Origin of the sequence: Paenibacillus macquariensis, from assembly GCF_900156375.1 — a bacterium.
In the GTDB taxonomy this organism is placed as follows: Bacteria; Bacillota; Bacilli; order Paenibacillales; family Paenibacillaceae; genus Paenibacillus_AQ; species Paenibacillus_AQ macquariensis.
The window spans coordinates 102,691-129,398 of record NZ_FTNK01000016.1; the positions used below are offsets into that span (position 1 = coordinate 102,691).

General features: G+C 41.8%; 23 protein-coding genes and 1 pseudogene. 11 read left to right on the forward strand and 13 right to left on the reverse strand.

The annotated features are described in order from the left end of the window. On the forward strand, nt 1-651 hold the full coding sequence (locus BW961_RS22740; RefSeq protein WP_068589179.1) for an MBL fold metallo-hydrolase: 651 nt from the start codon (nt 1-3) through the stop codon (nt 649-651). Between the two features lie 9 nt (nt 652-660). On the opposite strand, the gene BW961_RS22745 is transcribed toward BW961_RS22740, so the two are convergent. From BW961_RS22745 to BW961_RS22755, 3 genes are read right to left on the reverse strand one after another with little or no spacing between them, the layout of a single operon-like run. Further along, nucleotides 661-1,377 carry a hypothetical protein gene (locus tag BW961_RS22745; RefSeq protein ID WP_068589170.1) on the reverse strand — a complete coding sequence of 239 codons (717 nt, stop codon included), beginning with the start codon at nt 1,375-1,377 and terminating at the stop codon, nt 661-663. Between the two features lie 51 nt (nt 1,378-1,428). After that, nucleotides 1,429-2,136 carry a YhfC family glutamic-type intramembrane protease gene (locus BW961_RS22750; protein ID WP_068589167.1) on the reverse strand — a complete coding sequence of 236 codons (708 nt, stop codon included), beginning with the start codon at nt 2,134-2,136 and terminating at the stop codon, nt 1,429-1,431. Nucleotides 2,137-2,170: 34 nt separating this feature from the next. Then, entirely contained in the window at nt 2,171-2,710 is a 540-nt protein-coding gene (locus tag BW961_RS22755; RefSeq protein ID WP_169810332.1) for a helix-turn-helix domain-containing protein, read from the reverse strand. Nucleotides 2,711-2,984: 274 nt separating this feature from the next. Between BW961_RS22755 and BW961_RS22760 the strand changes: the two genes are divergently transcribed. Together BW961_RS22760 and BW961_RS22765 are read left to right on the forward strand one after the other, a co-directional pair. Then, entirely contained in the window at nt 2,985-4,460 is a 1,476-nt protein-coding gene (locus BW961_RS22760) for a protein adenylyltransferase SelO (protein ID WP_068589157.1), read from the forward strand. Between the two features lie 258 nt (nt 4,461-4,718). Continuing rightward, on the forward strand, nt 4,719-5,219 hold the full coding sequence (locus BW961_RS22765) for a sugar-binding domain-containing protein (protein ID WP_068589155.1): 501 nt from the start codon (nt 4,719-4,721) through the stop codon (nt 5,217-5,219). Nucleotides 5,220-5,319: 100 nt separating this feature from the next. Here the strand turns inward: BW961_RS22765 and BW961_RS22770 are convergent, their stop codons facing one another. Next, on the reverse strand, nt 5,320-5,757 hold the full coding sequence (locus tag BW961_RS22770) for a MarR family winged helix-turn-helix transcriptional regulator (protein ID WP_068589147.1): 438 nt from the start codon (nt 5,755-5,757) through the stop codon (nt 5,320-5,322). 120 nt (nt 5,758-5,877) lie between these two features. Between BW961_RS22770 and BW961_RS22775 the strand changes: the two genes are divergently transcribed. Beyond that, nucleotides 5,878-6,465, forward strand: a complete 588-nt coding sequence (locus BW961_RS22775; RefSeq protein WP_068589144.1) for an NAD(P)H-dependent oxidoreductase — start codon at nt 5,878-5,880, stop codon at nt 6,463-6,465. A 249-nt stretch (nt 6,466-6,714) separates the two neighbouring features. Here BW961_RS22775 and BW961_RS22780 read toward each other — a convergent pair. Next, nucleotides 6,715-7,119, reverse strand: a pseudogene (locus tag BW961_RS22780) (methylglyoxal synthase); the annotation flags it as partial. A gap of 485 nt (nt 7,120-7,604) precedes the next feature. Between BW961_RS22780 and BW961_RS22785 the strand changes: the two are divergent. Together BW961_RS22785 and BW961_RS22790 are read left to right on the forward strand one after the other, a co-directional pair. Then, a complete protein-coding gene (locus BW961_RS22785; protein ID WP_068589141.1) occupies nt 7,605-9,551 on the forward strand; it encodes an ABC transporter ATP-binding protein/permease in 1,947 nt (648 codons plus the stop codon). Then, nucleotides 9,551-11,365 carry an ABC transporter ATP-binding protein/permease gene (locus BW961_RS22790; protein ID WP_068589139.1) on the forward strand — a complete coding sequence of 605 codons (1,815 nt, stop codon included), beginning with the start codon at nt 9,551-9,553 and terminating at the stop codon, nt 11,363-11,365. Before BW961_RS22785 ends, BW961_RS22790 begins: the two co-directional genes overlap by 1 nt. Before the next feature lie 94 nt (nt 11,366-11,459). Here the strand turns inward: BW961_RS22790 and BW961_RS22795 are convergent, their stop codons facing one another. The 3 genes from BW961_RS22795 to BW961_RS22805 form a co-directional block, all read right to left on the reverse strand. Next, a complete protein-coding gene (locus BW961_RS22795) occupies nt 11,460-13,127 on the reverse strand; it encodes a sensor histidine kinase (RefSeq protein WP_169810331.1) in 1,668 nt (555 codons plus the stop codon). 5 nt (nt 13,128-13,132) lie between these two features. Then, on the reverse strand, nt 13,133-13,849 hold the full coding sequence (locus BW961_RS22800) for a response regulator transcription factor (protein ID WP_068589134.1): 717 nt from the start codon (nt 13,847-13,849) through the stop codon (nt 13,133-13,135). Nucleotides 13,850-14,012: 163 nt separating this feature from the next. Continuing rightward, on the reverse strand, nt 14,013-15,026 hold the full coding sequence (locus BW961_RS22805) for a serine hydrolase domain-containing protein (protein ID WP_068589131.1): 1,014 nt from the start codon (nt 15,024-15,026) through the stop codon (nt 14,013-14,015). Nucleotides 15,027-15,212: 186 nt separating this feature from the next. On the opposite strand from BW961_RS22805, the gene BW961_RS22810 reads away from it, so the two are divergent. After that, nucleotides 15,213-16,196, forward strand: coding sequence for a phosphotransferase (locus BW961_RS22810; RefSeq protein ID WP_068589127.1), 984 nt, complete (start codon nt 15,213-15,215; stop codon nt 16,194-16,196). 93 nt (nt 16,197-16,289) lie between these two features. Here BW961_RS22810 and BW961_RS22815 read toward each other — a convergent pair whose 3' ends face one another. After that, on the reverse strand, nt 16,290-16,574 hold the full coding sequence (locus BW961_RS22815) for a leucine-rich repeat domain-containing protein (RefSeq protein ID WP_068589125.1): 285 nt from the start codon (nt 16,572-16,574) through the stop codon (nt 16,290-16,292). A gap of 17 nt (nt 16,575-16,591) precedes the next feature. Next, entirely contained in the window at nt 16,592-17,305 is a 714-nt protein-coding gene (locus BW961_RS22820) for a Dph6-related ATP pyrophosphatase (RefSeq protein WP_068589122.1), read from the reverse strand. 466 nt (nt 17,306-17,771) lie between these two features. Here BW961_RS22820 and BW961_RS22825 point away from each other — a divergent pair, with 466 nt between their 5' ends. The 3 genes from BW961_RS22825 to BW961_RS22835 all read left to right on the forward strand — a co-directional run bounded on the left by BW961_RS22825 (nt 17,772) and on the right by BW961_RS22835 (nt 20,008). After that, nucleotides 17,772-18,263: a CAP domain-containing protein gene (locus BW961_RS22825; protein WP_068589120.1), complete on the forward strand. Its 492-nt coding sequence runs from the start codon at nt 17,772-17,774 to the stop codon at nt 18,261-18,263. 276 nt (nt 18,264-18,539) lie between these two features. After that, complete coding sequence (locus tag BW961_RS22830) at nt 18,540-19,598, forward strand: LLM class flavin-dependent oxidoreductase (protein ID WP_068589117.1); 1,059 nt, start codon at nt 18,540-18,542, stop codon at nt 19,596-19,598. 200 nt (nt 19,599-19,798) lie between these two features. Then, on the forward strand, nt 19,799-20,008 hold the full coding sequence (locus BW961_RS22835) for a CAP domain-containing protein (RefSeq protein ID WP_342190492.1): 210 nt from the start codon (nt 19,799-19,801) through the stop codon (nt 20,006-20,008). Between the two features lie 61 nt (nt 20,009-20,069). Here the strand turns inward: BW961_RS22835 and BW961_RS22840 are convergent, their stop codons facing one another. Then, nucleotides 20,070-23,201: a hybrid sensor histidine kinase/response regulator gene (locus BW961_RS22840; RefSeq protein WP_068589114.1), complete on the reverse strand. Its 3,132-nt coding sequence runs from the start codon at nt 23,199-23,201 to the stop codon at nt 20,070-20,072. Between the two features lie 37 nt (nt 23,202-23,238). Next, a complete protein-coding gene (locus BW961_RS22845) occupies nt 23,239-24,153 on the reverse strand; it encodes a phosphatidate cytidylyltransferase (protein ID WP_068589111.1) in 915 nt (304 codons plus the stop codon). A gap of 134 nt (nt 24,154-24,287) precedes the next feature. Here BW961_RS22845 and BW961_RS22850 point away from each other — a divergent pair, with 134 nt between their 5' ends. Then, complete coding sequence (locus BW961_RS22850) at nt 24,288-24,842, forward strand: hypothetical protein (RefSeq protein ID WP_068589109.1); 555 nt, start codon at nt 24,288-24,290, stop codon at nt 24,840-24,842. A 150-nt stretch (nt 24,843-24,992) separates the two neighbouring features. On the opposite strand, the gene BW961_RS22855 is transcribed toward BW961_RS22850, so the two are convergent. Further along, nucleotides 24,993-26,705, reverse strand: a complete 1,713-nt coding sequence (locus BW961_RS22855) for an ABC transporter ATP-binding protein (RefSeq protein ID WP_068589436.1) — start codon at nt 26,703-26,705, stop codon at nt 24,993-24,995. Nucleotides 26,706-26,708: the final 3 nt, after the last annotated feature.

Sequence of the window (26,708 nt, forward strand, 5' to 3'; positions counted from 1 at the left end):
ATGCGCATACAATGGTTTGGTCACTCTTCATTCTTACTGACTTCGGAGGCTGGGACGCGGGTTCTCATCGATCCCTACTATAAGTTCCTGGGCTACCGCATGCCCGTTCCAGTTGAGTCAGATATTGTTGTCGTTACGCATGATCATGCTGACCACAATAAAATTAATGCTGCGTCAGGCGACTATTTGCTTGTTAATGAGCCGAAGGAATACAGCCACAGGGATGTGAGTATTAGCGGGTTTAAGACCTTTCACGATAAGGTGAACGGCGAGAAAAAAGGCCCCAATATTATATTCCGCTTCCAGATGGATGGACTAACGATTTGTCATTGCGGAGATTTGGGACATCTGTTGACGGAGGTGCAAGTGAAGGAGATCGGTCATGTGGATGTGCTTATTGTTCCCGTTGGAGGAAGAATGACGCTTGATGGGGCAGAGGCCGCTCAAGTGATGCGTCAGTTGCAAGCGACCGTTGCGATTCCTATGCATTACAGTACGAAGGCGTTAGGAATTCTAGGAAGAGTTGTGTTCGCTAAGGCAGACAAATTCCTTGAGGCTGTGGGACAACACACGACCGAAGTGGTTACGTTGGAAGTTACCAAGGACAACGTAACTCAATATGCCGGCGTTGTCACCATGCAGTACAAATAATATAAGTTGTTATGGGGTGTCTAATTTAACCATAGACCGTAGAACCTTTACCAATTGTTCTGGTGTAGTTCGCCCAGTCACGATATACCACGTTGCCCCATTGTCATAAGACCATGCAGCATCTGATTGAACACCCGCATTTGTATCAAAAGCTGTAAATTGTCCTTTTACTGCATCCTGAACAGGTTGTTCACTCTTTGGTATCGTAGCCATAACCTGCTTCATAATATTAACGGCATTGTTTGTATTCTTTGCCGATACGAGGTATTCCCAGCCATTACTCTTCCAAATGAATGATGTTTTATCAGTAAAATAATCTACATCATATCCATTAAAGGTAGTTGTGCCTTCTGGTTTATGGAACATTTCGAATGTTGCGAAGGGCTGTTTCCGATAGTCAGGAAGTGTGCCAGCTGACATGGTCATTACGTCGAAAGGAAATCTTGCATGATTACCTTTCGGGGCTTTTTGACGTGAAATTTGAAATAAATAATGATCTTTACTCACTTCAAGTTTGCTTAACGTCAAAGGACCAATTATCCGGTGGAATTCAGATGTAGCGATACACGACGGAACATAAACAGGGATATTCACGTGGTGTAGTTGTTTAAGGTACTGTTTATCCCACGTGAATGGTTCTACTTCTCTATTTTCATATGGATAAGCATAAGCAACAGGGGCCAAATAGATGAGTATAGTCATTAATAGTAATAGGATTCTTCGCATAATTCACCTCAACACCTACTGTTTACGTTTTGGTTGAAGGATATGCATAGCTTATTGAAATACAAGTATTCCAACAGTAAGTGTAATTATCCCGAATATGGCGATGAGCAACTCTGTTTGCACCATGGATTGTTTCGATAACTTGATTGCCGATAGATTCACGAAGCTATGCAGAGGAATTAATAGAACAACCAACCAAGGGTATTTCGCTACCAATAAGGTACACCCGATATGAAACGCACTTGCAAAAATCCGTTCAATCACGCCCCACACCGGATGAGCGTTCATATTCCCTTGCATTTGGAGCATTTCTTTAGCTTGTATCGATTTCTCATCGGTACGTTTGGAAAGAGAGATCATGACAATCAAATTGATAATAACGAAGAGGACTTCAATAGCCGCCCAACCCTGACCGATGGATAGTGACCATGAGAATGTCAGGCTGGTTAATAATAACACCGCGATGCGAACACATTCCTCGAATACGCCCGAAGAGGCTACGATAATCGTGGTCGCTTTCTCTTTCGGCATTTTCATGACAATTGCACTCAGTGGCCCTCTTAGAAAGAACGCGATTACCCATCCAAGTGCACCCAATCCGAATGCTTTCCACTCCATTGCAGTACCGCTATAGTGGAATACCAACCAGAACATCACAGGAACTAAGAGATACAACGGTAGAAAGTACTTCGCTCTGTTCATTACTTGTTCATACTGTTGTTGCGATTCGTTGCTGTTATCAGCATTAATGGATGTCATCAACTTTCACTCCTCATATTATCTAATTGTGATATTAACTACGTTTTGGCTCAGGGATGGAGATGGTAACAATATTACGTCGTTTACGCTCACCATTGAGCTCATTGCCGATATGTTGCATCATCTGTGCCCGCATTCCATGTAGTAGTTCAATATATTCTTTGTCAGATAAATTAAGCTCTAGTTGTCGTAAGGAAAGACCATCTTGTTCGAGATCATAGTGCTCTTGTTGAATGTATCTTCCGTAATCCCCGATTAGGGAGGCGATGAATTTCATGAATAAATCCATATGCTCTTCTGAAGTCATGTTGTTCAGATCCTCTATCGGAATATCGCCTCCATTCTCAGTGAGGATGTACACTTTCATCAAGGTGCCGCGGACCTTCTGCTCTTCAACTACTTCAATTATTTTGGCTGTAAGCAACTTGTTCAGATGGCGGTACATTGTCGCCTGTGGAATGTCTGGCATGATTTCTGAGAGTTGCAACGTTGTTCGGCGTGCTCCACCGATTAAAGATTGGATTATTCGCATACGTATCGGATGAAGGATTAAATCAGCTTTGGACTCGCTCAATGTGCTTAACATCCTTTCTGGTTTGCTGTTTTTCATTATTATCATTATCGATAATGATAATATAACAGCGAATGGAATAATTTACAATACTATTTCAGGAAAAAGTTTTATTCACCGTTGATTCGCCCATCTATGATGAGGAAGGGTATAATAAATGGGAAGAAGTATACGCTAAAAGAGCTTATGTATGGATCGGAATTAGCTAAGTACCGTGATCAATGATTTCTATTGGATGTTACATAGAATTTAATAATAAAGCAGAGAAGGGTATGTGATGACAATGGGAGATGAAAGATTCGAAGCGGGTTGGAAATTTGATAATAGTTATGCTCGTCTACCACAATTATTTGCTACCAGTACTAACCCAACGCCTGTAAGATCGCCACAGCTCGTTATTCTCAATGAGGAATTGGCAACATCCTTGGGGTTAAGCATAGAAGCATTACAAAGTGAAGAAGGCGTAGCCGTGTTTGCTGGCAACAGCATTCCTGAGGATGCGCAACCTCTCGCTCAGGCTTATGCAGGTCATCAATTCGGGAATTTCACGATGTTAGGTGACGGACGGGCTGTTCTACTTGGTGAGCATATCACGCCTCAAGGTGAGCGATTGGACATACAACTCAAGGGTGCGGGTCGAACACCATACTCTCGCGGTGGTGATGGTCGAGCGTCACTTGGACCCATGTTGCGCGAATATATCATTAGTGAAGCGATGCATGGGCTTGGCATTCCTACGACGCGTAGCTTAGCAGTAGTGACAACGGGTGAATCGGTTATTCGTGAGAATCACTTGCCAGGTGCCATTCTTACACGTATAGCGACCAGTCATTTGCGCGTAGGTACATTCGAATATGTTTTACAATGGGGCAATGTTGAGGATATTCGGGTGCTTGCGGAGTATACATTACAACGACATTATCCAGATATTGAAGAGGGACAGGACCGCTATCTTCATTTACTTCAGGAAGTGATTAAGCGTCAGGCGATGCTGATTGCGAAGTGGCAATTGGTTGGCTTTATTCATGGAGTCATGAATACGGATAATATGGCTATTGGTGGAGAGACGATTGATTATGGTCCTTGTGCATTTATGGATATCTTTGATCCTGCACAGGTGTTTAGTTCCATTGATCGACAAGGTCGCTATGCTTATGGGAATCAGCCGAATATTGGTGGTTGGAATCTTACACGATTTGCGGAAGCCCTTGTACCATTACTTCATGAAGATCAATCTGAAGCAGTCGAATTGGCACAGGATGCGTTAGCAGAATATGCAACGTTGTATTATGGTCATTGGATTACTGGAATGAGATCGAAGCTTGGCATATTTAACGAAGAGGAACAAGATGAGATACTTATCAAAGATCTCCTGAGTCTGATGCATAAGTATCATGTGGACTATACAAATACTTTCCTTGCCTTAACATTTAATACGGTGGAGGATACGGTTCTGTCTGGCACGCCTGAGTTCACGGCGTGGTATACGTTATGGCAGGAGAGACTAGGGCGACAACAGGAATCGAAAGACGCAGCACATGAGCTGATGCGAAATAGTAACCCTGCGGTTATTGCCCGAAATCATCGGGTAGAAGAAGCACTAGCAGCGGCAGTAGATCATGGAGATTATAGCGTCATGGAGCAACTGCTTGAGGTTCTCTCAAATCCCTATGCACACACACCAGAACAGGCTATGTATGCTACGCTACCTGCGGATTCAGCACTTCCTTACCGAACTTTCTGTGGGACATGATATAGAAATGTAGAACTTAAACATTACAATTCTAAGTGAATCCATTAGAATCCTTATGTAAACAGATCGAAGCATTCTGCTGCGGTCTGTTTGTTTTGTAATGAATAAAAGTGAAACCGTTATCAAAAATGGTTGCATATCCTACTAATAAAACAAATTGATTCTTATAAGATCGTTATTAATCTTCTAGAATGTAATAGAAGAATAGATAACAATTCATAACCGTTACCATAATAAATTGATTACAGGAGGTACATAATGAGAATTTCACAAGTTTGGAATAATGACTGGCGGTTTATCAAAACAGACGGTGACTTTTATAATATTGAAATAGATGAATCACAATTTGAAGCAGTTACGTTACCCCATACATGGAATAACATCGATGGTCAGAGTACAGTCGATTATTATAAAGGGAAATGCTGGTACCGAAAGAATTTTGAAAAGCCTGCAGTGGAAAGTGGAGGCCGTGTTCTCATAAAATTTGAGGCCGTGGCTCAAGTTGCTGAAGTGTATGTCAACGGGAAGTTCGTGGTGGAGCATCGCGGTGGATACTCAACATTCTATGCGGATATTACAGAATATTTAGTAGAGGGTACTAATAACATCTCAGTTTCAGCAGATAATGCAACTAAAGATGTTTATCCCCAAAATTCTGATTTCACGTTCTATGGCGGAATTTATAGACCAGTTACGTTAATAACTGTTTCAAATAATCATTTCTCATTCGATCAAGATGGAAGGAAGGTGTCGAGATGAATTCAAGCGTTACAAATAGTAGAAAGAGCACCCCTTAGACAGGAGTGCCCTTTGAATATTGTTGTAATGCTATTCCTTCATGGAGGCATGGTAACCTGAATCATTTATCTCCATAAAACACCTTAGATTGAAGCAGATCCAGCGCCCGCTGGATCTCTTCTAGTTCTTCTGCGGAGGCATCCTTGATTCGATCTAGAAAACGTCCACCTATCCGTTGAAAGGCCTCATTCATCATCGCTTGTCCTACTTCGGAAAGCCGAATCAATTGCTTACGGCGATCTTCAGCAACATCGAACTTCTCGCAGAGATTCTTCTCAGTTAATTTCTTGAGCTCACGGCTCGTGTTCGGCATGGAGATATGCTTACAATCGCTAATCTGACTCAGAGTAACGGGTTGGCTAACCGCAATGTACTCCAGAATACTATATTGAACGGGCGTAATGTCATCGGGTTTAATATCTTTGGTTAATTCGTATGTCACTTCATGTACGGACGTTGCAAAGGTCACACATTTTTGGAACAACGCTTCTTTATTCACAAGCCTCACCTCTTAATGAAACAATAACAAACTGATTATCACAATACAATTATCATTTGACAACTAAAAGATGTCCGTGATACCATTTAGTTATCAAATGATAATTAATGAGGTGGAGCAATGAAAGTCTTAGTCATTTATACGCATCCGAATCACAAGAGTCTAAGTTATGCATTTTTGAAAAAAGTCATACAAGGCAGCAGCGAGAACATACATATTGCGGACGTACAGGTGCTTGATTTATATGAAGAGGGATTTGATCCGGTTCTTATATTTAATGAAAACAAACGTAGAAGAGATATGTACATCGATCCCAAGCTTGCGAAATATCGTGAACAACTTCTGAATGCAGATAAGATTGTGTTCGTGTATCCCATCTGGTGGGGACGACCTCCCGCAATGCTCTTGGGTTATATCGATCAAATGTTTGCTTCGAATTTTGCATACAAGGATAAGGGCGGTATGTTACCAGAAGGGTTGCTGAAGGGTAAGTCGGTGGTGTGCATATCAACCATGAAAGGTCCTATGTTCTACCCTTTATATTGGTTGAATAATGCTCATAAAGTGCTCATGAGAAAGGCTTTGTTTCAATATGTGGGGATACGAAAAGTGAAATTCTTCGAATTCGGTAGCATGGAAAGTCCGAAGGGTAGGCATGAGAAGAAATTAAATCAGGTCTTTCAGTATTTCAAATCGGTTGCCCGTTAACGGATATAGAGGTAAATTGATGGGGAAATGATGAAAGTGTAGAAGTATGGTGAATGAATATGTTCATGAAAGAAGGAATCCACCTCGATATACGGAGGTGGATTCCTTCTTGTTATTTCGTTAGAGATTGTTCGATATTCTTTATAGTTATTGGGATTCTGCTGTAGGAAGGTTAGCATCACTCAAATATTCTGTTTGTGCAGTGACCTTAGTTTCAACTGGTTTTATTTTACGGTGAGCGATATTGGTAGGGCGGCATTGATGAATGACTTCGCGCCAGCTGAAATCTCCTCGTTCGAGTGCGTGTACAAGTAACTCGGCAGTTGCCATGTTGGTTGCTACAGGGATACCGTATACATCGCATAGTCGGAGTAAAGCGGTAATGTCCGGTTCATGTGGTTGCGCAACAAGGGGGTCACGAAAGAAAATTAACAAGTCCAGTTCATTCTTAGCGACCATGGCTCCGATTTGCTGGTCACCGCCAAGTGGCCCTGACATGAATCTTACAATATCTAGATTCGTATTTGTCATAATTAATCCGCCAGTTGTGCCAGTAGCAAACAATGTATGCTTCTCGAACAAGGACTGATAAGCAATAACGAATTGAATCATTTCGTCTTTCTTGTGATCATGAGCAACGAAAGCGACATTCATAGCTATCCACCCTTTCAATTTCCCGTAATGTTATTTTAATTAACACAAGAATAACACTTTTCATATAATAAAACAAGAAATTAATGGAATTTAATTGCTTCAAAGAAAAAAATGGGCATAAATCAAAGAGTTGTGTAATATAACATAACACAATACATAACATGTATATAACGCGGTTGCGCAGAAAAACCTTAGTGTGGAAATCGGGAACAACCATAGGGTTGTTCCCGATTTCCCATGATCCGACACCCGCAATGCCTAAGATCAGAGTGGCACCCGTATTTTGACTGAAGGACAACCCCGTATATAAGGTAGATGAACTTCTCTACCAATCCGCCATCTGGTTGACACATGATCCATATATAGTATAAGAGTTCCGCTAGCGACAATAACGGACAACGTGTCAACAATCTTAGTATGCAATCAATTTCTATTTATCTTCAGTATTTTCTGGGAAATAATACAAAATAGTTAGGAGAACAAACATGTTTGAAATTAAAAATGTATCAAGAGTCTTTGGTCAGGAGTACGCACTCAAAAACATATCGCTTGAAATAAAGGGCGGACTTAACTTTATTATTGGTGCCTCTGGTAGTGGGAAGACGACACTTCTCAAAATACTTTCTGGCTTGGATCAAGATTTCACAGGGGAAGCTTATTACCGACAACAAAGTCTAAAAGCGCTTAGTACAGAGGAAAAGAGTGAGTATTACAACAAAAAAATCGGGATTGTATGGCAAGAGTTTAACTTGATCGACGATTTAAGTGTGTTTGATAACATTAAAATGCCCCTCTACTTAAATGATGCGATGTCCGATGAATTAGTAATGTATACAATGAAACAACTTAAAATTAATGAGCTGGCAAATCAAAAGGTAAGAAATCTATCTGGTGGACAGAAACAGCGAGTGGCTATTGCAAGAGAACTTGTAAAGAATCCAGAAGTTATTATTGCAGATGAGCCAACGGCTGCTCTTGATCCGAAGTCTGCTAGCATTATTGTGAATATACTCAAACAAATCGCCAAGACGCGAACAGTGATTATCGTAACGCATGATCGCTCAATGCTTGATGACAAAAGCAGTATTTACGAAATGGACAAGGGTGAAATTATTTCAACAACGTTGAAAGAACAAGGTAAAACAATAACTTCAAAGAAGACAACCAACCCAGCATTATCGTTAAAAAGGGCGCTATCCGTATCCATCACGAACGTGAAAAGTAAAATAGGTAGATATGCAGTGCTTGCGCTCGCCATACTCGTATCCACAAGTTTTTTGCTAATGAATACATCAGGTAGTATACAAAACAGTAGTCAAAATGGCTTTGAAGAATTGTATGAGTCTATTGGCGAGGGATTGTTAGATGTTGAGATTGCAGCCAGCTTTATCAGTGCAGGGGGTATGAGTGGATCTGAAGACGAGCAAAAGCCAGCTGTCGATGTAAATCAGGATATCGCAGGTCTTTATGATAAATACTTAAAAGATGAACGTGTGGAGCATGTCGTATTTGCCCAGGCAGTGGGTAACATTAAGGTCGTAATCGACGGTAAAGAACACACCATTGAAACCTCAAACAATGTCCCTGTATTTAAAAAGTTATTAGCTGGGAAAATGCCTATGGGTGATGGTAATGAAGTTGTTGTGTCAAGTAGCTTGGGGGATATTGTAGGTCTTTCAAATAAAGAACTCATCGGTAAGACGATAGACCTCAGCGGAACATTATTCAATTGGGATTCAGGACAGCCTGTTGAGATGCCTGTAGGTACGACTACAACCATCGTTGGTGTGGCGGATACAACAATGGTTGTCGAGAATAACGGTGAGTTTAAGGAATACCCCGTCGATGACTCTTTCTTTTTCAGCAAATCATCGGTTATGGAAATGCGCGGACAAGCGAACATGGCGTCCAAAACGTCTAATTTCTCTATGAGAGCAAAGAGCCCTGAAGATATGATTTCGCTGAAGGACGAGCTGCTAGCTAACGGAATTGTCCCAAATGGTAGATTTGAACTTGTGGAAGATATGGTTCGACTAAATGATCAGGCCAAAGAGCAATCGGGCTCAGCGGTCATTGTCATCAGTGTTCTTGCGCTAGTCGTTTCCCTTGCTGTTTCGTTCATGACGGCAGCTATGCGTAAGAAGGAGTATGCGATATATAAAATAAACGGATACACCAATAGCCATCTGACAAAGATTACGTTGTTAGAATACCTACTTGTTGGCATAGCGGCCATCGTATTGTTCTTAGTTACCTCTCCACTCATCAACATGGCCATGAAGTCCTTTACAGGTTCGGGTATTGTGGATGTAACAACATTCGCTATAGCAGGTGGATTGATCATCCTACTAAGTGGTTTATGTGGAGTGGTTGCTTCGATGGTTATCCCTACCGTGAATATGTTTAAATCGTTGAAGTCAGGTGACAGATAATGATTACATTAGAAGCCATAACCAAACAATACGGTGACCAGACCATTCTTAAATCTATTGACTACAGGTTTCGAGATACAGGGATAACCTGTATTCTTGGAGCATCAGGTAGTGGGAAGAGTACATTATTAAACCTGCTCGCAGGATTTGATACGAAGTATGATGGAACAATTACGGTATGCAATGAGAAGATCACGACGATGAATCCAGTAGAACTGTGTCAATTTCGACAACAACATATTGGGTTTGTTTTTCAAAGCTATAATTTGATTAGTGGTTATACGGTTGTAGAGAATATTATGCTTGCGGCAGAGTTAAATGGGAAACCAGCGGAAGAAAACCTTGAGAAGGTCTCTGCGTTACTCGCAAAACTTGGCATAGAAACGAAGGCGGAGGAAAAGGTCGAGAACCTTTCAGGAGGGCAAAGGCAACGTGTGGCGATTGCCAGAGCACTTGTGAATGATCCACAAATCTTATTTGCAGATGAACCCACGGGAGCGCTTGATCGTGAGTTATCGAATCAGATTATGGATATTTTGAAAGAAATATCGATGGATCGGTTGGTCGTTGTCATCACTCATGATACAAAGGTATGCGCTTGGGCTGATGAAGTCATATCCATTGTGGAAGGGAAGATAGAGGTTGTTTCATCAGAAGAAGCAACAACAACACCTTCGCAAGCACAGGCACATACGGAATCACAGCAACGTCATGATCGTGCCAAAGTGTCCATTTGGAAGCGGGCTGTTAGGAACTTTAGAGTGCATCTTCTTCGCTATCTCACGGTTAGTGTGGTCATTGCTATCGGGATCTCGTTATTCGTTGTATCGCTCTCTTCTAACAATATTATGAGTAAGTCGATTACTGATTTCATAGAAAAGAACACCGCGTTCAATAATGGCTATATTGCGATAGATAAGAACCAAGATCCATCTACACGATTAAGTGAAGATCCTAGAATTGACAATATCTATCATCAGTATGTGCTACAAGATCTATCGCTTGCTTTTGATGAAGAAGTAGTTAGCTTTAATGAGAAAATACCCATGCCCAAAGCGACTGAAAATATGTCTTATGGTATCATGCCGAGATCTGGGAAGAATGAGATCTCCATTACACCAAGTGTAGGTAAGAAATTTACGAATAACATCCATGAACTCATCGGTCAAAAGTTAACACTTGAATATGAAGGCGAGAGTCACCTCTTAACCATTAGCGGGATTTATAACGCAGGATATGATGATTTCTTCATCAGCTCTGATGTGGAACAATCCATGTATAAGCATGTGGGAGAAGAGAAGCCACGGTCCGTATCTTATGATGTGATCAACTTTTCGGACATTGTATCGGTAACTGAAGGGTTAACCAAACAACATATATCTACCAAGACAGCTGTAGAGCAAGTTGCTGCACTGGAGAATACGTTCAACAACTTGAAGAAGCTATTTATGGTTGTTTCTATTCTTATTTTATCCATAGCACTATTCCTAAGTAGCGTATTACTTGCCAAACAAACGAACGCAAGGTACCGTGAAATAGGAGTTCTAGCAGCTCTTGGCTATAACAAGCGATGGATTCGAGGGATTTTATCTGCTGAAAATATTCTTTTATCTTGTACTGCAACGGTATTTAGTATGGGAATGTTCTTCGCAATCCATTATGTATATAGCCTCTTACTAGGTGGGGATTTGATTATCCGGATCTCGCAAGTTGTAATTACCGTGATTTCAACATTCATCATCATTCTGTTATTAAGTACGATTGTAAGTCGGAAGTTGATTGCAACTGAGCCTGCGGAAGCACTTAGGAAATAAAGCGATAGTCATAGTTGTGTGATTATAAAAAACAGTCTAAACCTCTGTATGGAAGGGGTTTAGACTGTTTTTATTTATGTTTATATTGTATTCATTAAGTTGTGCGCTGAAGAGGAAGGGTGAAGTAAAAGGTTACGCCATCTTCCTCATTTCGCACGCCGTACTGGCTTCCATGTCGTTGTAAAATAGCTTTTACAATCGATAATCCAATGCCCGTCCCTCCAAGTTCACGGCTACCTGAGCGATCTGCTCTGTAGAAGGTATCCCAAATATAAGGCAGATCCCCTTCTGGAATTGGCAAGCCCTCATTCGTGATTTCTAACCATACTGACGAGTGTTCGGGTATCAACCGTATTTCCAGACGTCCTTGAACAGGTGTATGGCGTATTGCGTTGCTGAGAAGGTTGATTAGCACTTGTTCCAACCGCTGTCGGTCCGATTCTACCCACAATTCTTCCGTATCAAGCCCAACCCATTGGGGACGGATGGATTTCTCTTTCAAGAGCGGATCCAATTTGATGAATACAGAGCGGATCGTTTCTTGAAGCGGAACTTTTGACCAATGAAGTGCAAACCGACCGCTCTCTAATTGGGATAAGTCCAGTAGATCGGCCACAAGACGAGCCATTCTCTCCGATTCCTCAATAATTACGCCCGCATATTTGTCTCGCTTCAATCCGTGGGCTACATTGTCTTTGAGCGCTTCCGCATAGCCTTGGATAAGACTGACGGGAGTCTGCAACTCATGAGACACACTGGCTACAAATTGCTTGCGCAGTCGTTCAAGCTGCTTTTCTTTCTCAATATCGGCCTGCAATTTAGTGTTGGCTTCTTGCAAATCAGCCATCGTTTGCTGCAAATTGTGGGCGAGGCTGTTCATCGTATCTGCAAGTTGGCCGATTTCATCTTTGCGGTTCATTCGTATAACTGCGGTGAAATCAAGCTTAGTCAATCGCTTAGCGACTTTGTTCAATTGAATAAGCGGTAATGTGATGGTACGTGAAAGGAAATAAGCAAAGAGTAGAATAGGAAATGCAGCCAGTACGTAAAAATACATATAAAATCGGCTCATGACTTGAACGGCATCACCGATGGGTTGGAGTGTAGCTAGCGCAATCAGATAAGCATCTCCACCCTGAGGGTTCACTGTGTTCGGCATCTTCACTGCGGCGATCAGCATGTTCTCGTTGTCAGCATCGAAATCTGATATTTTCGTAACCGTTACCTTGCCTGTTTCGGATAGCGTGCTAAACCGCTTGGCATCTTGCAACCAAATGCTTAAGGCACCTGGTAGCCTCTCGCTATAGGGGTTCAGATAGGAGGCCGGCTGGAGAGGTAGCATCTCTATGTTCTTATCATCCAATGGCGTGTTGGTGGTCGGTCTTGAATCTGAGTGAATAGTAATATCGTAATTTGGTTGCATTATTGAAGGCGATGGTGACATCGGAGTAGCGGGTACGGTATTATATCCCCCGACATACACGTTGATATTAGTTCCTTCCTTGTACAACGTGGCTGTTAAGCCGTAGAAACGTTGTTCGAAGTCAACGATCTCTGCTGGCTTATCATTTAGTTCATACACGCCATCGGCATATTTATGATAAATCTTCTCCAACTGTTGCGATAATTCATTGGATTTCTGATGCACATAGAAAGTGCCGAAAAATTTGGTTTGGAGAACCATCCACAGAATTGTAAATAACACCAACCCGATCAAGGTAACCCAGAATATTTTGAAATATAACCGTTCTCTTTTCATCATTAACCTCATGGTTTATCTTGAAATTTGTAACCAATGTTACGTACGGTTTGGATGCAGTCAGACCTGTCTCCCAGTTTCTTGCGAAGACGTTTGATTTGCGTATCTACGGTGCGGGCATCTCCGAAATAGTCCATTCCCCATATGCGATTCAGAAGAGTGTCCCTTGTTAATACGTGATTTGGGTGTTGGGAGAACAACAGCAACAAGTCATATTCTTTGGGCGATAATTCGAGTCGTTCCCCATAAAGATGGACCTCATGGGCTTGTTCGTTAATGTCTAAATCCCTATGATTCATTAGCTTTGCAGGCACATCGTGAGGGTTCCAACGACTTAATAATGCTTTAATTTTGGCGATCAATATTTTGGGGCTAAATGGTTTCGTGACATAATCGTCTGCTCCCAATTCGTAGCCATATAATTTATCTTCTTCCTCTGATCTGGCCGTCAACATCACAATAATCGTCTGGGAATGACTGCGAAGATGTTTGCACACTTCGAACCCATCAATGCCTGGCATCATAATATCAAGGATGACCAGATCGGGAGGCGTACGACGCACATGTTCAAGCGCTTCGTAACCATTTGCTGCTTGTATGATTTCAAAGTCCTTTTCTTCTAAATAATCTGCAATCAGTTCCCTCATCCGAGGTTCATCTTCAACGATAAGTATTAAAGGCTGCTTCGAGTTGATGGACAGCCCTTTCTCAGCTATGTGATTCATACCGGACATCTACTCCTTGTTATCCGATTATATAAGGAAATCAGTATCATTTTATTGTAGTATACGGATTTTTTGTACGCAACTTGATGTACAAGATATAAATAACATCACCCCGACCTCGAGAGGTCAGGGTGATGAGTTATATGTACAGGTGTAACATCCGTTAGCCGATATTTTTGACTGGACTTTCTTGAATGATTTCAGCTATTTTCTTCCCGATTTCACTGACATCCTGAGCGATATTACTGAGCATATGTACACAAACTCCACTATCTATAAACCTTAGGAGAATGGAAGCAAATCCAGGAATACCACCGATGTGACTAACGAGCTTACCATAAGGGGTCTCTTGAATTACCCAGCCGTAGCCATAATGATAATCTTGCTCCCCTTTGACAGGGGTGAACATTTGATCGATAGATGATTTCCCTAGCAATTGTTCCGTATAAAGAGCTTGATCCCAAATATGCAGATCTTCTACTGTGGAAATAATAGCTCCTGCAGAGTAGGCATTGGTGGAATTGAAGAAGGGGGCATTTAAGAGTGTTCCTTCCTCGCTAAAGTGATATCCTGCTGCACGTAAATCTAATATGTAATCTGGACGGTCTAATCTAGAATCCTTCATCCCAAGAGGTTCAAAAATTTGTTCGTGTAAGTATTGTTCATAGGATTGCTCTGTAATTTGCTCTAAGATGGCACCCAGAAGAATATAACCGGAATTGGAGTATTTGTATTGTTCACCAGGTGAGAAATCTAATTCTTTCTGTGAGAAACGTTCTATTATTTTCTCTGGTGTTGAAGAGTGTACGGCCCATTCGAGCATGTGAGGATCATCTGTGTAGTTGGCGATACCCGAGGTATGTGTCAATAAGTGATGGATTGTGATGTGATCGCCATTTGGATAATTGGGATAGTATTTACTTAGGGGATCTTCGAGATGTAATTGCCCCCGTTCAACCAATTGTAGAATACACACTCCAGTAAATGCTTTGGTAAGAGAAGCAATACGGAACTTAGTCTTAGTCGTGTTATCTACAGCAAGCTCAATATTTGCTTTCCCAAATGCATTGGAATAGACAATCTCTCCATGAACTGAAGCTAAGATAGATCCGGAGAATTTCTGGTCTTGGGCTAAAGGTTCTAAATAGGCATTTATTTGCTCTGTTATGTGTGACATTTAACGTTCCTCCTTTTAAAATAATGTTCCCTACTTCATGCTAAGGGTAAAATTGGTAAAAGACAAGTTGCTTATATAATGTAACGTTTCAGACCTGTAATGAACCGTATCAACAATAACAATCCTATAAAATTACAATATATGGTACGATATTATGTACTAATCATAAAAAAGGATGGGGTACAATTGAGTCTATTTCCCGTGGCATACTCACTCTTATCACAAGAAGCGTTATTATCGCATATTAAAGCTCATTATGAGGTCCACGAACCCGTAAGTCTTCAGTATTTCCTAAGGGGTATGAATGACACTTATGTATTAACAACTGGGCAAGGGAAATATATTTTTAGAGTATATCGTGCGGATAGGAGAAATCATTCAGAGATTGCATTTGAATTAGATGTATTGAATGGTCTCCATGTGAAAGGTGTAAACGTTTCAGTACCCATTAGCCGAAAAGACGGGGCGTTTATCAATGACTTTCGGGTCGTAGAAGGTGTGAAATATGGGGTTATGTTTAGTTATGCTGAAGGTGATGAAAAGCCTATTCATACGATAGAAGATAGTTATTTGTTTGGACAAGCCGTTGCACAAATTCACAAAGAGACTGACAATTTTAGTAGTGAACATGTAAGAGGCAATCTTGATTTCAAGAATCTGATTGAGAAACCGCTATACACTATCAAATCACATATGGAACATCGCCAAGAGGATTATGATTGTCTGCATGACCTTGCTATGCGATTAAAGGCACAGATTGTAAACCATCTGGAAGAAGGATTAGATTGGGGAATATGTCATGGTGATTTACATGGTAATACCAATGTAGCCTTTACAGACGATGGGATACTGACACATTATGACTTTGATAGTTGCGGCTATGGATGGAGAGCGTATGATATTGCAGAATTTAGATTAGCAAGAGAAATACATAGTGGGCACAATAAGGACGAAGTTGAGAAGCTATGGGATGCATTTCTAAAGGGATACAGGGACATAAGATTTATCAGTGATAATGATATTAACATCGTACCTGTATTTGTTGCACTTAGACAGCTTTGGCTCTTTGGTTTATGTTTCAGTGAATCCGAGCTTATTGGAGAAGCGGACTTTGATCAGGGATTTGTGGATAGTAAGATAGATTATTTCAGGAATTTAGCTATCCGTTAAGATGCTATGAACAAAGGATTTATGTATAAACAATACATCCTTTGTTCTCTAATAACGCTAACGTTTTCGTTATTCTCAAGTTATGATTCCATCTCAAATCGAGCTTCTCCAATTGTTCAAGGTTAGAATGGCATCCGGAATTTCCCGTATATTATTCTCTCTCAAATCCAGTTCAATGAGGTTATCTAAGTCACCGATTTCTTCGGGGAGTTCAGTTATTTTATTTGTTCTAAGGTTTAGCCGTCTCAACTTTTTTAGTCTACCGATGGATATAGGAAGCTCTATTAATTTATTATCACTTAAATCCAGAATTCGGATTTCTTCCAATGCTCCGAGATTGTCTGGTAAATAAATTAATTGGTTACCATAGAGATGCATTTCTCTCCTTGGGTCATTTAATATTCTCCATGCTTAAAGCCCATCTGTTCTAGTTTCAATGGTAAAAAAGCATAATCTCCATCTTTTACAATCATACATTTACGAACAGGAATAGGATTTTTGAAAATGGGTCCATCTATGACTGTGGTATGGAACTCTCCACCTTCTCCACATGGGTCAATACCACGAGCTTCGAGCTCCTTTACGTATTCATGGGTTAACGTTCGCCCTAAATCGTCTTCTCGCATGCCTAAGGATAAATTCACTGTTACTACGATCGTCTTAAATCCAAGATTGATAAACTCTTCAACCGCTTCTTTATGATCCATTTCCCATAAAGGCATCGCAAGCTTTAATCCAGCATTTCTTGTTACCTTGTCATGCCAACAACCATGAGCAGGCATATCCAAGTCACCAGTTACTAACACTTCTGCTCCTTGATTCTTAGCATGTTCCAAGAGTCCCATAAACACGTCTTCATAATCTGTCCAACTTGAAGCGGCAGTATATATGGGTAGACCTATAGATTCGGTTTGGGCACGAATAAGTTCTGGGGGCATTCCATGGGATCTAGAACGCTTCCCTTCTTCCTCCATCATCACGATCAATCCAACGGGCGTTCCCATTTTCATTGCTTTATATAGAGATAAGACACTATCCTTTCCTCCGCTAAACGAAGCTACAAAGGTATGCCCGAGTGCGCCATTTTTCCATTCTATATTTGCTACCATTGCAGATTTTTCCCCTTTATTGTTAGGACTTTTGTTCACTGTGGATTAAACAATCTGATGCTTTATCTATGAGGTATCACAACCTATATATTCATTTTATCACTTATTTTATAGGTCCAGTAACCATAGTGAAGTGTGTATGACTTATTGACTTGAAGTGGGATAATGGGTGTGAAAGAAGAACAACAAACTATGAATCGTTTGTCAGAAATGCTCTCAACAATGTCTATTCGCACAAGGCTTTTTCTGTTATACATGTTGATTTTGATTGGATCTTTTGCAGTAATGGGATATCCCTACCATATCTAAAATTTTACTACTTCCTGTTATTTCAAGTTGTAAATCTTATCTAGAGAAATAATTGGGATAAAAGAATAGTAGAATCAGAGATTAAGATACAAGCAGGATTAACTCTTTAACAATATATATATGTTGTACGTAAATATATTGTTGGAGGTTTGAAAAGATGAGAAAAAGAATATCATCAAGACGGGGAATTAATCGTAATCCTAGCAGAATAACAAAAAGGGTGAAAATGACTAGGATTCGTATAAGACAAGCGAATGCGTATGAAATGCAGGTATTTAGATTAGTGAATGAAGAACGAACAAGTAGAGGGATTGCCGCTTTAACGCTTAATTCGACGCTAACAGATCTTGCAGTCTTGAAATCAAGAGATATGAGAGATAAGAATTATTTCAGCCATACGTCTCCAACCTATGGTACTCCGGAGGAAATGTTGAATCGTTTCGGGGTTAAGTGGCGTGCATATGGAGAAAATATTGCAGCAGGACAAACAACACCAGAAGAAGTGATGAGAGTGTGGATGAATAGTCCAGGTCATAGAGCTAATATACTAGATCCAAGATTTACTGATATTGGCGTGGGGTATGTGGCAGGAACAGATACAAGTCAATATCGAACGTATTGGACGCAACTGTTTATTCAGAAGCCATGAACAAGGTGTAATGGATGCTAACTTTATAGTGAACTGCACCCCAATTGTTAGACACAACTAACTATTGGAGGTGCAGTCCATAGTTGGAGTGACGCTTGAAATTCCAAAATCGCATATGTGCAGATTCATCAGCATTAATCTGAGCATAAACTTTAGTTCAATATACATATTTGAAAATAACCAAAAAATAGTTCAATATAAAGATATCTAAACTTAAGTTTTATTGGCTTTCATAGCTGTCGTTGGAGAAAAATTATAAAAAAGGAGGGATTACCCGTGGAGATAGGTGTTAGTACATTTGTAGAAACAACACCGGATGTTAAGACTGGTGAAGTGATGAGTCACGCACAGCGGTTGCGTGAAGTTGTTGAGGAAATTACCCTTGCCGATCAAGTGGGGCTTGATGTGTTTGGGGTGGGAGAGCATCATCGGAAAGACTATGCGGCATCTTCCCCTGCAATGGTGTTGGCTGCGGCGGCTTCACAAACGAATCGAATCCGACTGACTAGCGCAGTGACGGTGCTTTCTTCTGCTGATCCGGTGCGCGTGTTTCAGGATTTCGCTACGCTGGATGGTATTTCAAATGGCCGTGCGGAGATTATGGCTGGCAGGGGTTCCTTTATTGAATCTTTTCCACTGTTTGGTTATGACTTGGAAGACTATGATGAATTGTTTGATGAGAAGTTGGAATTACTCCTTAAGATACGGGATTCCGAAAAGGTAACCTGGAAAGGTGGGCATCGGCCGGAGATCCAGAACTTGGGTGTGTATCCGCGTCCGGTTCAGAATCCTTTACCGATATGGATTGGTAGTGGGGGCAATCAAGAATCTGTAATCCGTGCAGGTCTGCTAGGACTGCCACTAGTACTGGCGATTATCGGTGGAAAACCGATACAGTTTGCACCACTCGTGCAGCTCTATAAAAAGGCAGCAGTACATGCAGGTCATGAAGTATCGCGACTTTCGGTAGGCTCTCATTCGCACGGCTTTATTGCAGAGAATACAGAACAAGCAGCAGATACTTTTTTTCCTTCTACTCAGGCATGTATGAATGTGCTCGGAAAGGAGCGAGGCTGGGGCCACTATGACCGATCTAGCTTCGATGCCGCGCGTAGCTTTGAAGGTGCACTGTATGTTGGTGATCCTGAGACAGTTGCCCAAAAGATCATTCACCTCCGTAAAAATGTAGGCATTACTCGCTTTATGCTGCATGTACCGGTGGGCACTATGCCGCATGCTGATGTAATGAAAGCCATTGAGCTACTAGGAACTGAAGTAGCACCTAGAGTTCGTGAGGAAATAACGAAGTGGGAAGCCGGCATGGAAGGCAAGTAGTAAGGCAGTCAAGAATAAATCAATGTATCAACGATACGCGATTATGGGCGTTCAATACATCTTTTACTTATCAATCACGACAATAGCCTCTCCCAAACCTATGGCTTGAGAAAGGCTATTATTATAGTTTTGTATTTACGCGTTGTCTAAAAGTGCCCTGATATTAGAGTAGTAGTGACAATATAAATGTCCAGATACATATCGGGGTTAAGTGGCGTGCTTATGGAGAAAATATTGCAGCGGGTCAAACAACACCAGAAGAAGTGACGAGAGTGTGGATGAATAGTCCAGGTCATAGAGCTAATATACTAGACCCAAGATTTACGGATATTGGCGTGGGGTATGTGGCAGGAACAGCAACAAGTCAATATCGAACGTATTGGACACAACTGTTTATTCAGAAGCCTTAAACAATGTAAGTGGAAGATTAGGACATTTAGATCTTCATGCGAATTTATGTGCCACATATAGTTAGTCGGAAATGACAAATGAAACCGTTGTTCCTTCATTGGGCATACTGACAATAGACAAGCCTTGACCGTTTAATTGTGTCAATCGTCGATTCGTATTGGAAAGCCCAACTCCGCCTTTCCCCTTCAATGTTGGACTCAACAGTTGAACAACCTGTTCTTGTTCCATGCCTTTGCCATCATCTTTTACTTCAATAAGCGTGAAGTTGTCTTGGTGAGAAATCCGAATATGAACCGTACCTCCTTTGCTTTGACTAAGAAGGCCATGCTTAACAGCATTCTCAATCAGCGGCTGTATGCAAAGCGGAGGAAGAAGCAAGTTGATGTTAGGTTCAATTTCCCATACGATAGATAGCCTGTCCCCGAAACGGACCCTTTCAATATACAAATAGGATTCGGCAAGTTCCAGTTCATGGGCAAGCTCGATCAGTTCTCCTGTATTGAGGAAATCAAAGCTGATCCGTAAAAAGGATGCAAAGGCATCGCCTAGATTCCGCATCTCGACCGTGTCTATATCACTAAGCGCCATAATTGAATTAAGCGTGTTGAATAGAAAATGAGGATGAATTTGTGCCTGAAGGTATGCTGCTTCTATTCGTAAGCGTTCATTTATGGATTGTTTCAGCGTAGTTAGTGCCCTGATTCGGTATTGGAGTTCCAGCGCGTCCACAGGCTTAGTCACATAGTCGTTGGCTCCTGACAAGAATCCAGTGTAGATATCAGCCGGTTGACTACGTGCGGTCAGTAGCAGAACCGGTAGCTCTGATACGGAGTAATGTTCCCTTACTCTCTGCGTTAACTCATATCCAGACATGTGCGGCATCATGACATCGGCGATTAGGAGATCCCACTGCCTTGTGCCTAGCAATTCCAACACCTCGCGAGCTGAATGAGCTGTTGTGATGTGATACGGATCCGACGAAAGAATTCCAACAAGTACATTCAGGTTGACTGGGTCGTCATCAACAGCAAGAATATGGATATTTCCGGCATTCAAAAGCGGCGGGATAAGTACGGAAGTTGCCAATTCGCCGATTGAGGTGTCTGGAAAAATAAATCCAGCTGGCAGATCTTCCGATTCGTCCGTTATATGGTGAAGTTGAAGCGAGCTTTGCATTGAAGAGAGATTCGCCCCGTTAGCTAATGGCAGATCAAAACTAAAGACGCTGCCCTTACCCAGTTCGGAGCGAACGGTCAATGTACCACCATGCAATTCTACCAACTGCTTGCATATACTTAATCCAAGTCCGATGCCTCTTCCATCGCTTATTCCATGAGACCCTTGTTCATAGGGAAGAAATGCACGCGCCTGTGTCTCCGCATTCATGCCGATCCCCGTGTCGGAGACATGGATGAAGGCATGTCCGTTCTGCGTTTCAGTGGAAATGGAGATGGTTCCTTCCTCTGTGTATTTGAGGGCATTATGCAAAAGGTTATACAAAATTTGCACGAGTCTTTTCTCATCGGCCATGACCGGCGGCATCGATTCTGCAATATCTATTTTCAGATGGATAGGTTTACCTTCCATCATAAATTTGAGCATGCTGATTATGCCTGGAATGATTGATTGAACCTGTATGGGCTCTTGCTGCAGTATGATGCGGTGCTCCTTAAGACGCGCGACATCAAGAAGATCGCCAAGCATATGCGACATGCGGCGACTGATCGTTATGAGCAGTTCCATATCTTTTAGGCTGCTCTCATTCAACGATTCTTTCTCTTTCGTTACGATGGTCTGAGCGATATTCATAATGCCATGCAGCGGCGTTCTCAGTTCATGAGAAGTATTAGCGAGAAATTGGTCTTTTAGCTTGTCTGCATATTTTAACTGCTCGGTTAGCTTGGTGTTTTCTATAGAATTTCGGAAGTATTTTTTAAACCAGTAGGCAGAAAAACCAATAATAGCTGCAATGATATCTATTGGATAGTAAACGGCAGTGTGGGAATTCCATAAGCTCCAGATAAGACTAGACATAACGCCTGCTGCGGATAGCAGCAAGAAGACGCCGTCATTGTCGGCTTGTTTCCCGAAAATCATTGTTCCTGTGATATAAACAAACCAGACAAAGGGTAATAAATAGAAAAGGGAAAACACCCCCAGCGCAACCGTTCCATTCACCCATGCAGCGCTCGCAGTCAGCAGAAATCCTGAATAAGAAATGAGCGCCGCGGTGAATGCTCGCAACCATACGCTCTTCGGAGGAGCCGAAGAGAATCCTCTGAAAAGAAGAAGAATAAAAAAGGAATGCCAAAGGAGACAGAGCAGCCTGATCTTCAGCGCCCATGTATAGTTGAGCGGCACCCATAGGAAGAGAATGTTATCATTACCGGCCAGAATGGAGACTCCGGCAGTTAGTGTTAACATACAGACATGGAACAAAGTCCGTTCATGAGGATTAAACCAGTAGAGAATACAAGCATACAAAGTGTGGAGCAGCAAAACAATAAAGGTAACCAGTTGAAACCCGATGGAATAAAAACGCACGTAGTCGATCGCTGCCTGAGAACCAAAGCGAATGGAGCGAAGGATACCGCCGTTATAAGGATCGTCGAAGTTAGCTACTCGAATAAGTAACTCAATCTCTTTCGTACCTTCTACAGAGTAGGAAGCGGTATAGGAGATATTCTTGGGCTTATACTCCATAGCGTTCGTGGCAGGTTTACCGATATCGCCCTCAATTAGCCCATTTGTTTCCACGGAAGAAGAGGCTTGTATCCCACTCAACCAAAATGAAACAGGCCGCTCCAGTGGATCGACTAGAATTCGTAACTGATATGTTCCGTATCCAATCGCGGAGTCCCCTTCTTTCGTCAACACGCTACTCCAGTCTCCTGGAACCTGAATATAACGGGATTGACTCTCCGCTAACTGTGCATCCTGATGAGAAAATAATTGATCAGGGTAGAACTTCCATCCGCCGTTTAATGGGATGGTGGGAGAATTATTTAAGTCCCGACCGCGCAGGTCGAGTACACCATTGACAGCGCGAGGTGGTTCCGAAGTATTAAAAATTTCGGACCAAACCCATCGCAGACCGAGGAGAATGCTAAGGAATAATAGAATGATAGTTATATTTTTTAAGGTGGTTTTATTTTTTATTCGTATCATCATAAATATAAAGAAATTCGACATATATAGCGTAATCCCCCTCTTTACTTTAGCCCTTTCGTTACATGAAATCGAAAAAATAACGGATCATATGGAAAAAAACTGGCGAAGTGTATGCCAAGCTATCAACCCGGCTTAAGTAGCTTTTTTTCAGAGCATCGAACTTATCGTCATCGCCGATTAACAAATCTCGCTTTAGCACGGAAACAGTTAAGCTTCCAAAGAATCCGCTTAAGCTGATCAGCATACCGGACACGAGCCCGAAAGTTGGACTGAACGGCGTCAGGTAGGGAGAGATCAGATAGGACACTCCTGCTGTTACGAGAAACGCACATGCGAAGCCTTCCCAAGTCAGATTCGGATTAGCCGTCGGGACTATTTTGCGCTTACCGAAGTAGATTGATGCTAGATGGTGCACAACATCATTAAGTTGCGTCAATACCACCAGAAACATCACAAGTCCTGCGCCATACTGCGGCGTAGCAAATTGGAAATAGGCTAAGTGACTAAGCCCAAAAACCATTAGCATAAGTCCCCATTGAGTGGAGCTGACGCTCCGTAGAAAACCGACCGTACCTTTGTTGATCAATCGTGGGATGGGTAAGAACAAGAACACATAGAGTGGAATAAAGACAATAAACATGCCGTACCACTCGGTATAAATCCAATAGAATTGTACGGGGATTGCCAGATACGCCCACAGAAAGAGTCGGCGGTCGGCTTTTTTTGTTTTGATCATGGAGAAATATTCTTTCAACGCAAAGAAGGTAAGCGCCATGAGGGATAGCAGTGAGACGATTGGATTGAACAGGGTGGCTAGGCAAAAGATGAAGAACATGCCCCACCAAGTCTTGATGCGGACACCAATCGTGGCGTAATCTTTCTCAGGATGTATTTTGTTTATCACAATATACATCAAATGAATGAACAATAAAGCGATAAAAATAAGAGTTAACGTCAATAATGAGCTGTCCAGTATGGTTCACCAACTTATCTTGAGATTCTTGGTATACTTCGTGATCAAAAGATGAATTTTTTGAACAACCTCTTAGAGGGTTCATATGTTATTATGAAGGAAACGCTCACAATTGATAAGGGGAAATTTTCTGAATGGAAGCTGATCACTCAGTCTTTATTTTACTTACGAATACAGGTACCCTTTTTACGAGAGTCATTCAAACCTATACGAAAGCACCTTACAATCACGCCTCAATCTCCTTTAACCGTGAACTTTCGGAGCTATACAGCTTTGGGAGGAAACACCCGAATAACCCTCTGAACGGCGGATTCGTGAAGGAAGATATTATGACGGGCACGTATAGTAAGTATCCAAATACGACGTGTGTAATCTATGAGATTAAAGTATCTGAGCGTGAAGTGGAGAAGATGCAGCGCGTCTTGCAGGTCTTTATCCAGAAGCACCAAAAGTATCTATATAACATTCTGGGCGTTATTGGCATCGCGCTGAAAGAACCCGTGGAATTCAGCAACTCTTACTTTTGTTCCCAATTCGTCGCAGAAATCCTGGAACGGTCCGGCATCAAAATATGGAATAAGCTACCAGCACTCGTAACACCAGATGATTTTCGGAAAAGTGACCGGCTGCATTTGATCTACGAAGGGAAATTAAGCGACTACGAGCAATTGAAGCAACCTCCGTGTTGACTACTTTGGCTTTCGAAAGCTTTTATAAAGAGGAACGAGCGCTACAAAACCTAAAAAACGGACGCCGAAGGAATTATCGGTGTCCGTTTTTTAGGTTTGTTCTAATATCCACTACATGGAGGCTTAACTACAACTGTATGTGAATGGGTTCTAGTTAGGCTGCAATTGATTGAGTCGGCTGTAAATCCCACCAGTAGCAAGGAGTTCATCATGCTTACCTTGTTCGGCTATGCCATGCTCATTAACGACCACGATGCGATCCGCATGACGGATGGTAGATAAGCGATGGGCGATGACCAATGTCGTACGGCCGACAGACAGTTCAGCAAGGGATTGTTGGATAGCTGATTCTGTCTCGGTATCGAGTGCAGAGGTTGCCTCATCCAGGATAAGAATAGGTGGGTTCTTAAGAAACATACGTGCGATAGATAAGCGTTGTTTCTGACCGCCCGATAGCTTCACTCCGCGTTCGCCTATGACCGTATCCAACCCATCCGGTTGATTACGTATAAGTTCCGCGAGTGATGCTCTGCGAGCTGCTTCCCATATTTGTTCTTCTGTTGCCTGCAGATCACCATACGCGATATTTTCGCGAATCGTACCAGAGAACAGAAATACATCCTGTTGAACAATACCGATATGCTTACGCAATGATTCTAGCTTGAAATCTCGGATATCAATGCCGTCAATCGTAATGCTACCTTCATCTACATCATAGAATCGAGGCAGTAGGCTACAGATGGTTGTCTTGCCTGCACCTGATGGACCGACAAATGCAATAGTCTCTCCGGTCTTAATCGTCAGATCAATTTGACTCAAGATAGGTCTACCAGTGTCATAACCGAAGGTGATATGGTCGAAATGAATATTGCCTTTCACACGGTCTACGGTAATCGCATCAGGGCTGTCAGCGATATCAGGTTCTGTATCGATAATTTCCAAATAACGTTTAAACCCGGCAATTCCCTTAGGATAACTCTCGATTACGGCATTAATCTTCTCAATAGGACGGAAGAAGATATTCGATAACAGGATGAAAGCCATGAATTCGCCTAGATCCAACTTTCCTTGGATGAAGAACCATGCCCCACAGACCATCACAAATATCGTAATCAGGCGCATCATCATGTAACTGATTGAAATACTTTTAGCCATCGTTTTATAAGCCAAGAGCTTCGTTGTACGGTAGTTCTGATTATCCACTGCGAATAGTTGCTCTTCATGGCGTTCGTTAGCAAATGATTGTACTACGCGAATTCCGCCTACATTATCTTCAATGCGAGCATTGAAGTTACCTACTTCTCCGAACAGATTTCTATAGGTTGCAGTCATTTTTCTACCGAAGAAGATAACGAGCCAGGCCATGAATGGCACGATGATAAAGGTAATTAGGGCAAGCTCCAGATTGATGTAGGCCATCAATGAGAACGATCCGATCAACGTCATGATCGCAATGAATACATCCTCAGGACCGTGATGAGCTAATTCACCAATATCATTCAGATCATTCGTGATTCTCCCCATTAGATGCCCCGTCTTATGATTATCAAAGAAACGGAAGGAGAGCTTTTGAACATGTCCAAACATTTTGCGACGCATATCTGTTTCGATATTGATACCTAGCATATGCCCCCAATACGTCACAACATAGTTCAGAATGGTATTAAGCGCATAGATGGCGAGCAGTGCAACACAGGCCCACACGATAAGCGACCAGTTGCCGCTAGGTAGTAGGTCATCAATAAAGCTACTAATCGCTAGCGGAAATGCTAGTTCTAGCAGCCCCGCAATAACAGCACAAGCGAAATCCAATATAAAGAGACCTTTATAAGGACGATAATAGGCGAAAAAACGTCGAATCAATGG

Bases quoted from the DNA above. Each gene is read 5' to 3' on its own strand.
- BW961_RS22740 (WP_068589179.1), top strand. From the start codon at position 1: ATGCGCATACAATGGTTTGGTCACTCTTCATTCTTACTGACTTCGGAG.
- BW961_RS22745 (WP_068589170.1), bottom strand. From the start codon at position 1,377: ATGCGAAGAATCCTATTACTATTAATGACTATACTCATCTATTTGGCC.
- BW961_RS22750 (WP_068589167.1), bottom strand. From the start codon at position 2,136: ATGACATCCATTAATGCTGATAACAGCAACGAATCGCAACAACAGTAT.
- BW961_RS22760 (WP_068589157.1), top strand. From the start codon at position 2,985: ATGACAATGGGAGATGAAAGATTCGAAGCGGGTTGGAAATTTGATAAT.
- BW961_RS22765 (WP_068589155.1), top strand. From the start codon at position 4,719: ATGAGAATTTCACAAGTTTGGAATAATGACTGGCGGTTTATCAAAACA.
- BW961_RS22775 (WP_068589144.1), top strand. From the start codon at position 5,878: ATGAAAGTCTTAGTCATTTATACGCATCCGAATCACAAGAGTCTAAGT.
- BW961_RS22785 (WP_068589141.1), top strand. From the start codon at position 7,605: ATGTTTGAAATTAAAAATGTATCAAGAGTCTTTGGTCAGGAGTACGCA.
- BW961_RS22790 (WP_068589139.1), top strand. From the start codon at position 9,551: ATGATTACATTAGAAGCCATAACCAAACAATACGGTGACCAGACCATT.
- BW961_RS22795 (WP_169810331.1), bottom strand. From the start codon at position 13,127: ATGATGAAAAGAGAACGGTTATATTTCAAAATATTCTGGGTTACCTTG.
- BW961_RS22800 (WP_068589134.1), bottom strand. From the start codon at position 13,849: ATGAATCACATAGCTGAGAAAGGGCTGTCCATCAACTCGAAGCAGCCT.
- BW961_RS22805 (WP_068589131.1), bottom strand. From the start codon at position 15,026: ATGTCACACATAACAGAGCAAATAAATGCCTATTTAGAACCTTTAGCC.
- BW961_RS22815 (WP_068589125.1), bottom strand. From the start codon at position 16,574: ATGCATCTCTATGGTAACCAATTAATTTATTTACCAGACAATCTCGGA.
- BW961_RS22820 (WP_068589122.1), bottom strand. From the start codon at position 17,305: ATGGTAGCAAATATAGAATGGAAAAATGGCGCACTCGGGCATACCTTT.
- BW961_RS22825 (WP_068589120.1), top strand. From the start codon at position 17,772: ATGAGAAAAAGAATATCATCAAGACGGGGAATTAATCGTAATCCTAGC.
- BW961_RS22840 (WP_068589114.1), bottom strand. From the start codon at position 23,201: ATGTCGAATTTCTTTATATTTATGATGATACGAATAAAAAATAAAACC.
- BW961_RS22850 (WP_068589109.1), top strand. From the start codon at position 24,288: ATGGAAGCTGATCACTCAGTCTTTATTTTACTTACGAATACAGGTACC.